The 13,555-nt window shown below is 66.7% G+C and carries 13 protein-coding genes; 2 read left to right on the forward strand and 11 right to left on the reverse strand.

Annotation, left to right across the window (positions count from 1 at the left end; genetic code table 11):
• Window positions 1-2,615, reverse strand: a 2,615-nt coding sequence (locus CWS39_RS27155) for an adenylate/guanylate cyclase domain-containing protein (protein ID WP_102145960.1), incomplete at its 3' end; no start/stop codon positions are given.
• Between the two features lie 427 nt (window positions 2,616-3,042).
• On the opposite strand from CWS39_RS27155, the gene CWS39_RS27160 reads away from it, so the two are divergent.
• Window positions 3,043-3,471 carry a hypothetical protein gene (locus CWS39_RS27160; protein ID WP_142386957.1) on the forward strand — a complete coding sequence of 143 codons (429 nt, stop codon included), beginning with the start codon at window positions 3,043-3,045 and terminating at the stop codon, window positions 3,469-3,471.
• 46 nt (window positions 3,472-3,517) lie between these two features.
• Here CWS39_RS27160 and CWS39_RS27165 read toward each other — a convergent pair whose 3' ends face one another.
• On the reverse strand, window positions 3,518-4,030 hold the full coding sequence (locus CWS39_RS27165) for an alpha/beta fold hydrolase (protein WP_102145962.1): 513 nt from the start codon (window positions 4,028-4,030) through the stop codon (window positions 3,518-3,520).
• Between the two features lie 144 nt (window positions 4,031-4,174).
• Between CWS39_RS27165 and CWS39_RS27170 the strand changes: the two genes are divergently transcribed.
• Window positions 4,175-4,747 (forward strand): hypothetical protein, encoded by a 573-nt coding sequence (locus tag CWS39_RS27170; RefSeq protein WP_142386958.1) that lies wholly within the window; start codon window positions 4,175-4,177, stop codon window positions 4,745-4,747.
• 6 nt (window positions 4,748-4,753) lie between these two features.
• Here the strand turns inward: CWS39_RS27170 and CWS39_RS27175 are convergent, their stop codons facing one another.
• The 9 genes from CWS39_RS27175 to eat form a co-directional block, all read right to left on the reverse strand.
• Complete coding sequence (locus CWS39_RS27175; protein WP_233213725.1) at window positions 4,754-6,094, reverse strand: hypothetical protein; 1,341 nt, start codon at window positions 6,092-6,094, stop codon at window positions 4,754-4,756.
• Complete coding sequence (locus CWS39_RS27180) at window positions 6,060-6,365, reverse strand: type VII secretion target (RefSeq protein WP_102145964.1); 306 nt, start codon at window positions 6,363-6,365, stop codon at window positions 6,060-6,062. Before CWS39_RS27180 ends, CWS39_RS27175 begins: the two co-directional genes overlap by 35 nt.
• A gap of 42 nt (window positions 6,366-6,407) precedes the next feature.
• Window positions 6,408-7,745 (reverse strand): phosphoglucosamine mutase, encoded by a 1,338-nt coding sequence (gene glmM / locus CWS39_RS27185; protein WP_102145965.1) that lies wholly within the window; start codon window positions 7,743-7,745, stop codon window positions 6,408-6,410.
• A gap of 146 nt (window positions 7,746-7,891) precedes the next feature.
• Window positions 7,892-8,323 (reverse strand): hypothetical protein, encoded by a 432-nt coding sequence (locus CWS39_RS27190; RefSeq protein WP_102145966.1) that lies wholly within the window; start codon window positions 8,321-8,323, stop codon window positions 7,892-7,894.
• Window positions 8,324-8,574: 251 nt separating this feature from the next.
• Window positions 8,575-9,021, reverse strand: a complete 447-nt coding sequence (gene rpsI, locus CWS39_RS27195; protein WP_102145972.1) for a 30S ribosomal protein S9 — start codon at window positions 9,019-9,021, stop codon at window positions 8,575-8,577.
• Between the two features lie 35 nt (window positions 9,022-9,056).
• Entirely contained in the window at window positions 9,057-9,500 is a 444-nt protein-coding gene (gene rplM, locus CWS39_RS27200) for a 50S ribosomal protein L13 (protein ID WP_102145967.1), read from the reverse strand.
• A gap of 206 nt (window positions 9,501-9,706) precedes the next feature.
• A complete protein-coding gene (gene eutC / locus CWS39_RS27205) occupies window positions 9,707-10,480 on the reverse strand; it encodes an ethanolamine ammonia-lyase subunit EutC (RefSeq protein ID WP_102145968.1) in 774 nt (257 codons plus the stop codon).
• The gene (locus CWS39_RS27210; RefSeq protein WP_102145969.1) at window positions 10,477-11,892 is read right to left on the reverse strand and encodes an ethanolamine ammonia-lyase subunit EutB; all 1,416 of its coding nucleotides are present in this window, start codon (window positions 11,890-11,892) and stop codon (window positions 10,477-10,479) included. The genes eutC and CWS39_RS27210 overlap by 4 nt, the downstream gene beginning before the upstream one ends.
• Entirely contained in the window at window positions 11,889-13,331 is a 1,443-nt protein-coding gene (gene eat, locus CWS39_RS27215) for an ethanolamine permease (protein ID WP_102145970.1), read from the reverse strand. The genes CWS39_RS27210 and eat overlap by 4 nt, the downstream gene beginning before the upstream one ends.
• Window positions 13,332-13,555 lie beyond the last annotated feature (224 nt).

A 13,555-nucleotide genomic window follows, 5' to 3' on the forward strand; every position in this document is an offset into this window, starting at 1 on the left:
TCAATCCGGAGCGCATCCTCGATCTCGCGTACGGCTGGATCATGGGCAGCCAGCACGCCAAGAGGAATCCCGGGGAAGTAAACGTAGGCGACAACCGTCGCGTAGGAAAACGGGTCGGTGCTGCGGGCCATGGCCAGGCCTTGGCGCAGGTCGTCCCGCCACCCGGGACGTCCCAGGCAATATCGGGCGAAGGCCCGCGTCGTAAACGCGAGCGCCAATGGTGAACCCACGAGGAGGTTGCCTCTTGAGGGGTCATCTTCGGCGAGGTCGATGGCCCGCTGCGACCACCGCAGCGTGTCAGACCACTCGCCGCCGTGACCCTTGGCGTAGATCACCGGAAAGGACAGGCCCACCGTCAATGTCGCATCGCCGATCGACTCGATGAGCCCCCAAGCTTCCGATGCCAGCTGAGATGCCTCGCGGATCCGGCCCTGGAACGCTTGATCAATCACCAGCCCGGCCATTCCGATCGCCAGTGACGCCTTGTCCCCAGCTGCGGTGCACAACTCCCGCAACTCGTCGATGCGATCGCCCGCGACGTTCGCGTGGAGTCGCCAGGCGATGGCGCACAACATCGTGCGCGGGGCGATGCGCATCGGTGTTCGGTTGGGGTCCTCGGCAGGTAATGCGTCGGCTATCGCTTGGGCACGCTCCCAACTTTGTCGCGCCGCGGCAATGTCGCGGTAGGTCGCCCACGTTGCGGCGCGCATATGCCAGCGATACGCGGTGTACAGATCACCGGCGGCCTCCAAGTGTTCGGCGATTAGCGCCGCGTTCTCCTCGGCCGCCGCCGGGTCACGTGATTCGATTGCCGCGGCTAGGCGCCGATGCCACTGGGCGCGATCGGATTTCAACTGTGATTCGTAGGCCACCGCGCGGATCAGCGGGTGATGGAATGCGTATTCGGCGCTGGGGGTGAACCGCACCTGATCGATCAGTTCCATGCCGAGCAGCTCATCGACCACCGCATCGATACCCAACTCGCCCAGCAGCTCCGCGTCGAAGCGGGCACCGATCACCGACGCCGCCGTCAACGTCCGCTTGGCCCCGACGCTCAACCGGTCGATGCGCGCCTCGATGGCCGCCTGCACCGTCGCCGGCACCGCTACGTCCGCAATGTCTGCACGACAGACGTAGGCACCCCGCTCGCCGGCCAAAACCCCGCGCTGAGCCAACTCGCGCACCATCTCCTCGGCGAAAAACGGATTCCCTGCAGCCCGGTCGGCGATGACCACCGCCAGCTCGCGGACCGAGGGATCCGACCCCAGCAGCTCAGCCAGCAGCTCGACCGCGTCCGAATCACCCAGTGGCCCAAGCGCTATCGTCTGGGCACCGTGGACCCGCGTCAGCGCTCCTTCGTATTCGGGGCGGTAGGTGATCAGCACCAGCATGGGCGTGTGCGGGATGACGGACAGAAAGTCGGCCAGCATGGACTCGCTCACCGCGTCGATCCAGTGCACATCCTCGATGATGAACAGCGCTGGATCGGTGCGCGCCAGCGTTGTGGCGTTCACCAGCGATGTCAATCGGCGCCGCCGCGCATCCGGGTCGACGGCGGGCAGCGGTACCTCAGGATCGGCAATGCCCAACAGGTCATCCAGCAGCAGCAGATCCTCCGCGTCGGCATCGGGCACAAACGCCCGCAACCCAGCGCGAGCGGCTTCGGCCTTGAGGTCAGCCACGCCGCTGCCCGCCCGCAATAGCCGCGCCGCGGCATAGAACGGGATGTCGCTGGCGTGCGACTCGCAGAAGGCCCAAAACACCTCGACCCCGCGGCCAGCCGCGGCTGCCGCGGCTTCTCGCGCCGCCCTGCTCTTGCCAATGCCCGGCGGACCCACCACGTTCACCACGCTCCCGCGGCCGCCGATCGCGCGGTCCATCATGGCTTCAAGGGCGGCCATCTCCCAGCCCCGGCCGACCAGGCCTGCCTCGGCGCGTCCGACTAGCCCATCCCGCGGGCCGACGCTTACCAGCCGTCGCGCGCGCACCGGTTCGTCGGTGCCCTTGACGTGCACCCAGTCCGGTTCGGCGAGCGTCACGGTGTGCTCGACCAGCCGAGCGGTCGACTCCGACAGCATCACCCCACCCGGCGGCGCCACCGATTCCATCCGCTGCGCCAACCCGACCTGCGCGCCGATCGCGGCGTACCCCAACGCACCCGAACCGATCTCCCCCGCGATCACCTGCCCGGAGTTCAGGCCGACCCGCAATTGCAACGCCAGACCGTCACGGTCTTGGACTTCGACGGCGAGCCGCTTCGTCTCCTCCTGAATCGCCAGTGCGGCCAAACAGGCCCGAAAAGCATGGTCCTCCAACGCAACCGGGGCGCCGAAGACCGCCATCACACCGTCGCCGGTGTATTCCACCCGTCCGCCGCCGTAGCGGCGCACCACCGCCGCCGAACGCTCCACCAGCGCGGTCATGATCTCGCGGAATCGCTCGATATGCACCGCTGCGGCGATGTCCATAGACCGCACCACATCGGCGAATAACACCGTCACCTGCTTGTACTCCGCGGCGTCAACCGATGTAGTCGGGGCACCGCATTCGTCACAGAACTTGGCGTTGTGCCGCAGGCCGGTGCCGCAGGATCCGCACGCCACGCCCGCTGTCATCAGAGCACCACCGATCTCGGGATCCGATCACCCCGATCGCCCAAGAATACGGCGTTCGCCAGCGCATAACGACGTTATTGACGTCGGCATTATTTGTCGACTATTTCTCACTCTCGATCATCGCGTTGGCCACTCGATGTGCCCTCGAAACCAAGCGATTCGCCAACCCGAAGCGATGCAGCTCAGTAATGCCGCGCCCACACCCCAGGGGATTGCAGTAGCGCGCTACTGGCCTCCACCAGCTGAATCGGACCGACGATGCCCACAGCGGAACTCGACAACTCGAAAGGGGCGACTTCACGCTCGATCTTCGTTGGGGCATTCCAACGAAAACAAAAGGCAGGAAAGGGATTTCATCATGATAATTCTGGTCAAACTCACCACTGTGTGCGCTGGCTGTGTTGGCGCTCCCCTGTTGGCATTGGGCTTGGGGACCTCGACTGCGTCGGCCGATCCCGGTGCGGCAGTATCCGTCAGCGGAGTAGGAGTCAGCGTCGGTGACGCGGACGCGGATTCGAGTTTCGGCAATGCCGCGGTGGCGTTCAACGGCGGCCATGCCGACGCGAGCGGAAGCGGATTCGGCAATCTCGCCCTCGCCGCCGGCGAAGACAGCAAGGCGACGGTGGGCAACGGCAACTTCAACACCGTGATGGCCATCGGCACCAAGAGCGACGCCAAGGCCGGCAACGGTAACGCCAACGTCGTTGTCGCGCTTGGCCCGGACAGCAAGGCCAACGCGCCAGGCATGGCCAGCACGAACCTCGTCGCGTCACTGTGCGGGGGTAACGCGCACACCGCGGGCAACGCGAGCCTGACGTTCGAAACCGACGGAGAGATCGGAAATTGCTTGGATTAACGCCCAGCCGCACCAGCCCCGGACCGTAACACCCCGGGGGCTGGTGTCAGCGTGCTCCAGTCGCGCTGGCGGGGGTTTTTGTCCGCGTACGGTCGGTGGCGGGCGCGAGGCGCGTCCGGATGTCTGCCGGATCGCGGTCAAGGTCGTCCCACCCGACAAAGCCGGCGTACGCGAAGGTGCCGGTAAGAACCAACGCCCGCGTTCTTTGCGGTCGTGTTCCCGCGAAGAGAATGGCGGCCCCGCCGCCTTCGCTCGCACCGAAAAGCACCGCTCTTTCGAAGCCGGCGACGTCCATGACAGCCTCGATCTCGGCCGCCCTCTGATCCAGTGTGTAAACATGCGGGATCGGGTCCGACAGTCCCACGCCGGCCTTGTCGAACAGAAGGACACGACAGAACGTGGAGAGCCGCTCCAAGAAGGCCACGAATTCTGGAATGGTCCAGTACAGCTCGATGTGGCTGGCGAACGACCCGGCGAAGACCAGGTCGATTGGCCCATCGCCGAACACCTTATACGCCAGGCTGAGACCCTCGCACTGGGCGTATGACGTCTCCGCCATCGAATCAGCGTAATTGACGCCGGCGCTAAGGGGCCTGGTTTGGCGGACTTGGGTGGCGCACGTAGTACGACGCATTTACCGGACTAAATGGCAGTAGTGCACTACTGGGCTCGCCGCTTCGAACGCACGTCAGCATTCGCATAGATGCCGGGCAGTTCGCGCTGGCATCAGGAGAACGGCGGTAAGGAGATTCAAATGAACATTCGTACGATGGCGGCGGGATCGGTTCTCGCCGCAGGCTTAGGCACAGCCGGAATACTCTGGGCCGCAACAGCTTCCGCGGCCGGCTTCGCTGTGGACATCGGCGGAGCCGACAGCTTCAACGTTGGCACAGGGGCCACGGCCGAAGTAAACCAGGGCGATATCGGCGTCGCGATCAGCGTCTTCAAGCCGGCCAGCGTCGGCTCGGGGGGCAGCACCAGCGGCAATAACCTCTTTGCCATCGATGGGACTGCCTATGCAACCGGCAATTCCAGCGGCAACAACCTTGTTGCCATCAACGGGCATACCGCGGTGCACAATGACGCCCACCGCAACAACGTCGTTTCGCTGGCAGGCGAATCAACGGCGATCGACGCCGCAGGCACCAACATCATCAATGTGGGCGGCCACGTTTGGGATTCGGGTAGCACGAGTGCCACCAGCGTTTCGGTGTGTGGAACGTCGCTCAGTGGGCAAGCCGACCACATAACGGTTAGTTCCGGCACCTGCGGGTAGGGCGGTTCATTCGCCGGCCTGAGGTAACTCCTCAGCCGCCATCTCGCAGGGTGTTTCGGCGGGAACCGCGGGACTGGGCGGTGCGGGCGGTGGCGGTGGCGGCGGTGGTGCCTCAACCGGCGTCGGCGCGGGTGCCGCCACCGGCTCCGCGGGTGGCGGCTCAATTGGCGGCGTCGGCGGTTGCTCGCTCACCGCTTCGTCATCGGTAGGTTCGTCGACCTCCTCGACGGGCTCCTCGGGCTCGTCTTCAGGCTCGTCATCGTCAGGCTCGTCATCTTCAGGCTCATCCTCAGCCTCGTCGTCGACGAGATCCGCCGGCTCGTCGAGCTTGTCGTCGTCGAACTCAGGCGCATCCTCTAGGAGATCGCCCTCCGACGATCCCAGAAACCCACCGATCATGTCGGCGAGCTGTTGGCCAAGGCCTGACAGGCTCGATCCGATGTCCGGCATCCCGCCGCCCAAACCACCCAACGACGGCATGGCGGGCGGTGCGGCCGTCGCTGGCGCCGCGGCCGCGGGGTCGACCGGCGCCGGTGCCGGCGCGGGCGGCGCAGGCGCGGCAGCAGCGGGCATTGGCGTGCTCCACGCTGGCGCCGCAGCAGCAGGACTAGTTGGCGGCGTCGACCAAGAACCGAACTCGCCCGGCACCTCGAATGCCGTTGCGGGCTTGGCTGATAGCGCTGCGGCCGCCGCATCGAGGGCATCCGTGATCGCCGCGGTCGCGGTGCGCATCGCCGCCAGCCATTCTTGAATGTCGCTGTCCACAAACGGCTTCACCTGCTGGTCGACCAGTTCACTGGCAACGGCCTCATCGCCCGCGCCGGTGTTCACCGTCTGCGCGGCTGCCAGCCACTCGCCGCGCACGCCCGCCGTACGGTCGTCGACCACCTCCGTCGTCGCCACCTTGCCGTCGACCTTGTGCCACAAGTCATCCCGCAATGCGGCCAACGCCTCGGCGGCCGCGCGGACGGTGTCCGTCGTATGTGCCGACGCCACCTGATGCTGCCGCAGGAACTCACCAGCCGCTTCGGCGCCAGCCCCCGTCCAGGCGCCGGCAAGCGTCGTCAGCGCAGCGTCCTGCGTCCGCAGCACATTCTCGGCCACCGCCGCAGCCGCCTGCAGCGCGGCGCAGTCGGCATCCAACGCCCGCAAGTTCAGGCCGTCCTCGCTGGTGTAGGTTTCCCGGATTTGGGTGGCGTCGAGTCCGGGATACCCGAGCACCTGACAGGCCGACACGTAGTTCTCGATAGCGTCCACCGCGGGTCGGCCGTCGGCCAATCGACCGTCGACGTCCAAGTGCTGCGCCACGTCGTCACCCCACCCGTCGGCCCGCAGCGGCGTCGGCATCCACGTATCGCTGCGCGGAAACCCTTAGCGCAGTGGCTATCTCAGCAGCGGCTCGCGACCACGCGCGAAGATGCTCCGCAACCCGATCGACGGCGCTGCGCACCGCATCGCCGCCCGCCACGTGCGCGCGCCCCGCGGAAGCGCCGTCGAACGCCAACCCACCCAAATGCGTGCGCACCGCCGATTCGAGGATTTCCGCGGCCGCCTCATACTCGCGCGCGATGCCAAGCAGCGCCGCCACGTCAACGCCTGCGGCGTTTCGTTCTCCCATACTTGGCTTGGACGCAGCAGCGCCCCGGCCGGTTCCATCGATTCAGCGGTGTTCGCTCACCGATTCCGCGACCCGGATCGCCAACTGCCGCGCGGTGTCCTCGTCGGCGGCCTCCACCATGACGCGGACCACCTGTTCAGTGCCCGACGGCCGCAACAGGATTCGGCCGGTATCACCGAGTTCGGCCTCGGCTTGTGCCACTGCGGTACGCACCGACGGCGCATCGGCCACGGTCGCCTTGTCGGCCACCTCGACGTTGATCAGCACCTGCGGCAGCGTCTGCATCGGCGCGGCCAGCGCCGCCAGCGACGAGCGCGTCTGCGCCATCCGTGACATCAGCCGTAGGCCGGTGACGACGCCGTCGCCCGTGGTACCCAACGCCGGCATGACGATGTGCCCCGATTGCTCGCCGCCCAGTGAATATTCGCCCGCCCGTAGCTCCTCGAGCACATACCGGTCACCGACGCTGGTGGTGCGAACCTCGATGCCCGCGGCGCGCATCGCCAGGTGCAGGCCGAGGTTACTCATCACCGTCGCCACCAAGGTGTTGGAGGCCAGCTCGCCGGCTTCCTGCATGGCCAGCGCCAGCACCACCATGATCGCGTCACCGTCGACGACGTTGCCGCCCGCATCGACGGCCAGGCAGCGGTCGGCATCACCGTCGTGCGCCAGGCCCAAATCGGCGCGATGGGCCAGCACTGCCGACTGCAGCGCCTCCATGTGCGTCGACCCGCAGCCGTCGTTGATGTTCAGCCCGTTGGGTTGCGCGTTGATGGCGATGACGTTCGCGCCGGCCGCCCGGTAGGCCCGCGGCGCCGCGGACGACGCCGCGCCGTGTGCGCAGTCGACGACGACGGTCAGCCCGTCCAGGCGGGCGGTGACGGCCTTGCCGACATGTCGCAGGTAACGGTCCAGCGCGTCTTCGGCGTCGATGACGCGGCCGATGCCCGCACCCAGCGGGCGCACACCGGGACCGGCGTGAACCAGCTCCTCGATGCGGTCCTCGGTGTCGTCGTCGAGTTTGTGCCCGCCGGGGCCGAAGATCTTGATGCCGTTATCGGGCATCGGGTTGTGCGAGGCGGAGATCATCACGCCGAAGTCGGCGTCATACGCGCTGGTCAAATACGCCACCGCGGGCGTGGGCAGGATCCCGACACGCAGGGCGTCGACGCCTTCGCTGGTCAGCCCGGCGATCACCGCGGCTTCGAGCATCTCCCCGCTGGCCCGAGGGTCACGGCCCACCACCGCGACCCGGCGACGGGTCTTGTCCGCATGGCCAAGGCGCCGCGCAGCCGCCGAACCCAGCGCCAGCGCTAGCTCAGCGGTCAGATCGCGATTGGCGACACCGCGCACCCCGTCGGTGCCGAACAGACGACCCATGCGGACAAACTTCTCATAAAACGGCCATAAAGAGCCAACCACGCACGTGGCGTACCCGTGCCGGCACAGAATCGGTATCCCGCCGCGACCTCTGAGCCGGCTCACCGCCCGCATCCGGGCGGGATACGGGCGGTGAGTCGGGTCACCTATCCGGTCTCGCCGGTGGGAGCCTCAGTGGTCGGAGTCGTCTCGGTCTCCTCCGCAGGGGCCGTCTCCTCCGCGTTACCGGTGTCGTCGGCCGCGTCGTCCTGCTGATCAGCGGTGGCTTCGGGTTCATCGGCTTCGTTCTGCCGGAAGTCCACCGCGCCAACGGTGCTGGCGCACACGTTCTTCTGGACGCCGTCGGCATCGACGGTCTCCGCGACAGGTTGGACCTGGTTGACCTCGACGTCGCAGACTGCAGCGGCGAGCTGTGAGGCCGCGCCGATCGGAACGTCTTCGAGAACACCCGCGGTGCCCAGGGCGATATCGACCTGGCCATCCCGCGGATCAGCGGTGGCGACACCCGTTCCAGCGGACAAGAACAACGCTCCGCCGAGGGCGGCGCCAACTGTCACTCGCTTCGCAGTGCTCTTCATCACCTAACTATTCCTTTCAGTCAGAAAGCGGCCCGGTCCCCCACGAGCTGACTGACTCGCACCGGGGGCAGATTCGGTCTGCCTGGACGCGTTTGGACGCCCCCGCTTCGACCCCAGGGTTTTCACCTTTGCGTCAGGAGTCAAACCAAACCGGTGGAATTGGCGGCGAATCGGGCGTAAATGCGCAGGTCCAAAGAAAAACCGCCGAGCGTGACGCACAACGCACGCTCGGCGGTTTTGGGGCTTGACGATCAGCGCTTGCTGTACTGAGGCGCCTTGCGCGCCTTCTTCAGGCCGTACTTCTTGCGCTCGATAGCCCGCGGATCACGGGTGAGGAAGCCGGCCTTCTTCAGCGCCGGCCGGTCCTCGGGCTGGACCAGGATCAGCGCCCGCGCGATGGCCAGCCGCAGCGCACCGGCCTGCCCGGACGGGCCGCCGCCATCGAGGTGGGCGTAGATGTCGAAGCTGTCCAGCCGGTCCACGGTCACCAGCGGGGCCTTGATGAGCTGCTGATGCACCTTGTTCGGGAAGTAATCCTCGAGGCTGCGGCCGTCGAGGTTGAATTGGCCGGTGCCGGGCACCAGTCGCACTCGCACCACGGCCTCCTTGCGGCGGCCGACGGTCTGGATCGGGCGGTCGATGATCACGGGCTCACGCGGGGCGGGCTGCGTCTCACCGTTCTCTACGGTCTCGGTCACCGCTTCTGTGGTCTCCGCGTTCTCTACGGTCTCGGTCACTGGGCCACCTGCTTGATCTCGTACGGGACCGGCTGCTGAGCCGTGTGGGGATGCTCCGGCCCGGCGTAGACCTTCAGCTTCTTCTGGATCTGCCGGCCGAGCTTGTTCTTCGGGATCATGCCGAGGATCGCCTTCTCCACGACCCGGTCGGGATGCTTGTCCATCAGCTCGCCGATCGTGCGCTTGCGCAGACCGCCGGGATAACCCGAGTGGCGGTAGGCGTACTTGTTGTTCAGCTTGTTGCCGCTGATGGCGACCTTGTCGGCATTGATGACGATGACGAAGTCGCCACCGTCGACATTCGGCGTGAATGTCGGCTTGTGCTTGCCGCGCAGCAGATTGGCCGCTGCGACGGCGAGCCGGCCGAGCACCACGTCGGTGGCGTCGATGACGTACCACGTCCGCGTGGTGTCACCCGCCTTCGGCGTGTATGTAGGCACAGCGTCTACCTTCTCTTCTCGGGTTGATGCCGGTCAGGCGCTGCGGCGGGTGGATCCTCGGCGACCGACATTGACCCGAGTTCCCGTGCTTTCCGCACGCCAACGGAGCAGCTTACCGGCCGCCGTCCTCGCAGGTCAAAACGCGCGAATGTGCAGTTTCATACGCGACGCGCCGGGTGAGGCGTATCAAGCCGCACACTCGGCTCTCAGTGGAGTTCGTGGACGCTGAGCGGCCCGAGTGCGGCGGATCGCGAGGTGTCTTTGAGGTCGACGCCGGAGCGGCCCAACGCGACCGCACCATCAACCAGGGCCGCCGCCACCCTCGCGGCCTCGGCGTACCCCAGCCCGTCGGGCGGGTGGATGTTGGAGATGCAGTTGCGGTCGGCGTCGGTCCGGCCGGGCACGGGCAGGTGGGTCAGATAGATGCCCAGGCTGTCGGCGACGCTCAGACCGGGGCGTTCGCCGATGATCACCAGCAGGGTCCGGACGCGCGCCTGCGCTCCGATGTGGTCACCTAATGCGACCCGGGCCTGCGTCGCGATCACCGGCGGCGCCAGGGTGTATCGGTCCTGCAGTTGCGCGACCAGTTCGGTCAGCAGCGCGGCCCCGTGATGGTTCAGCGCGGTGGGCGACAGCCCGTCGGCGAGCACGAAGCCGACATCGGCCGGCGTGTGGGGCACAGTCGTCGCGTCCCCCGGCAGCCGCCCCAGATCGGGCCGGCGCAGGTATTCCTCGCGTGAGGTGGCGCGGCTGGTGACCACCTTCGGCGCGCCGATTCCGACGCCGCGGACCTGGACCACCAGTTTCTCGACATCTAGTGGCACGTGCACCGCGTCGCGCGCGGCGGCATGGGCGGCGGCCAATTCGAGCACGTGGCGGGTCGGCAGCGCGTTGCCGGCGCGCCCCAAACCAATCCTGGCCTGTGTCGTCTTCCTCAGCTCATCCCAAAACTCTTGGACCGCTGGATCTTTCGTGGTCATAGCACCTCCGCCGACGCCAACGCGCGCAGCGGCGAGTGCGCCAGGTCGAACGGGGTCAGCCGGCCGGCCTGGTCGACCATGCCCACGCGCCGCAGCCACGCTTCGAATTCGGGAGCCGGCCGCAGCCCGAGGGTCCGGCGGGTAACGAGCACGTCGTGGAACGACAGGCTCTGGTAGCCGAGCATCACGTCGTCGGCGCCGGGCACCGTGATGACGAACGCCACCCCGGCCGCTGCGAGCAACATCAGCAGGGTGTCCATATCGTTCTGGTCGGCCTCGGCGTGGTTGGTGTAGCAGACGTCCACGCCCATCGGCAGCCCGAGCAGCTTGCCGCAGAAGTGGTCTTCCAAACCGGCGCGGATGATCTGCTTGCCGTCGTAGAGGTACTCCGGGCCGATGAAGCCGACCACCGTATTGACGAGCAAGGGCTGCAGGTCGCGCGCCACCGCGTAGGCACGGGTCTCCAGCGTTTGCTGGTCCACCGGCCTGCCGCCGGTGCCCAGATGGGTATGGGAACTCAACGCCGACCCCTGCCCGGTCTCCAGGTACATGACGTTGTCGCCCACAGTGCCTCGGCGCAGGCTTCGCGCAGCATCACGGCCCTCCCGCAGCACTGCGAGGTCCACCCCAAAGGCCCTGTTGGCGCCCTCGGTCCCGGCGATCGACTGGAACACCAGATCGACGGGTGCGCCGGCCTCGATCAGCCCGATCGTCGTGGTGATGTGCGAAAGCACGCAGGACTGCGCGGGAATGTCGTAGCGAGACCGGATCGCGTCGAGCAGATGCAGCAGGTCCGAAGTGGCGTGCGGCGAGTCGGTGGCCGGATTGATGCCGATGACCGCGTCGCCGCAGCCCAGCAGCAGGCCATCGAGAACCGCGGCGGCGATACCGCGTGGATCGTCGGTCGGATGGTTGGGCTGCAGCCGGGTGGCCAAGGTGCCGCGGCTGCCGATCGTGGTGCGGAAGGCCGCGCTGACTTCTGTCGCCGCAGCGACCGCGATCAGGTCCTGATTCCGCATGATCTTGCTGACGGCCGCGACCATCTCGGGGGTCAGGCCCGGCGAGACGGCGGCGATGTGGGTGGCGGCATCGGCATCAGATGCGGTCTCCAGCAACCAATCACGCAATCCTCCGACGGTCAGGTGCGATATCGCGGAGAAGGCCTCGCGGTCATGGCTGTCGACGATCAGCCTTGTGACTTCGTCGGTCTCGTAGGGGACGACCGCTTCATTCAAGAAGGTATCGAGCGGCAGGTCGGCGAGAACCCATGCGGCGGCGGCACGTTCGGCGTCATGCTCGGCCGCACATCCGGCAAGCTGGTCACCCGAGCGCAGCGGGGTGGCCTTGGCCATGACCTCGACGAGTCCGTCGAAGGTATAGGTCACTCCCGAAACCTGTTGCCGGTAAATCACTTCAGTTCGCTCTCCGCCTCCGCGAGCATCGCGAACTCCTCGTCGGGCGAGTTGGCCACCAGCTTGTGGCGGCTGTAGAGCGCGAAGTAGACCATGAAGCCGGCGAACACCAGCAGGCAGAAGAACGCGGCGACGACGTCCACCAGGAACGTCGCGATGACCGCCAAAACCGCGATGACAAGGGCGAATCCGGTGGTCAGTGTGCCGCCGGGGGTGCGGTAGGGCCGACGCATGTTCGGCTCGCGCCGCCGCAGCACGATGTGGCTGACCATCATCAGCACGTAGCTCAGCGCGGCCCCGAACACCGCCATGTTCAGCAGCAGAGCGCCCTTCCCGGTCAGCGACAGTACGAAACCGATGACACCGGGAACAATCAGCGCCAGCATGGGCGCCTTGCGTGAGTTCGTCACCGACAGCACCGTCGGCAGGTAGCCCGCCCGGGACAGCGCGAACAACTGCCGCGAGTAGGCGTAGATGATCGAGAAGAAGCTCGCGATCAGGCCCGCCAGCCCGATGTAGTTCACCACCTTGGCGGCGGTGCCGTCGCCGAGCGCCTCCACCAGAGGGTTGCCCGACGCCGACATCTGTTCGGCGCCACCGGAACCGGTGGCCAGCACCAGCACCGTGGCGCAGGTGATCAGCAGCACGCTGATCGCCGCGATGATGCCGCGCGGGACGTTGCGCTCGGGGTTGGCGGTCTCCTCGGCCGCCAGTGGCACGCCCTCCACCGCGAGGAAAAACCAGATCGCGAACGGTATGGCGGCCCAGATGCCGAGGTAGCCGTGCGGCAGGAAGCTGGAGGCTCCGGCCGCATCCGTGGGCGCGATGTTGGTCAGGTTGGCCAGGTCGAAATGGCCGAGGGCGGCGATGGCGAACACCACCAAACCCACCAGAGCGACCGCGGTGATGACGAACATCACCTTGAGCGCTTCACCGACGCCGGCCAGGTGAATGCCGATGAACACGGCGAACGCCACCAAATAGATCCACCAACCGTCCGTAATGCCGAACAGGCCAAGCGATTCCACATAGGCGCCGATGAACGTCGCAATCGCGGCGGGTGCGATCGAGTACTCGATCAGGATGGCGGTGCCGGTCGCGAATCCGCCCCACGGCCCGAGTGCACGCCGGGCGAAGGTGTACCCGCCACCGGCCGCCGGCAGCGCCGACGACAGCTCAGCCATGCCCAGCACGAGCGCCAGATACATGCCGGCGATCACCACTGCGGCGATGGCCAACCCGCCGAACCCGCCCTCGGCGAGGCCGAAGTTCCAGCCCGAGTAGTCGCCGGAAATGACGTAGCCGATGCCGAGGCCGGCCAGCAGCAACCATCCGGCCGTGCCGGATCTGAGCTGCCGCTTCTTCAGGTAGTCGGCGCTCTCGAAATGTTCCTCGACGCCGCCGGGGGCGGCGGGCACATGTCGTCGGCTAGTTGTCATCTCACACTCCTTGGATGGGTGACAGCCGACCTTTTTGCGGCGAATCACCAGGTATTCACGATTCGAGCGTCGCTCTAGAGCGATGACCAAAGGTCTGACAACCAACCTTTAAGTAGGAGAAGTATCGCCCGGGGTCGCGCGCTTGTCCATATTTCGGCGAGCGGAGTTGCGATTTCGGCGCGCGGAGTTGCGCTGAGCGGGCTGTTGCGAAATGTGGGGCTTGA

Origin of the sequence: Mycobacterium hubeiense, from assembly GCF_002838065.1 — a bacterium.
Lineage (GTDB): Bacteria > Actinomycetota > Actinomycetes > Mycobacteriales > Mycobacteriaceae > Mycobacterium > Mycobacterium hubeiense.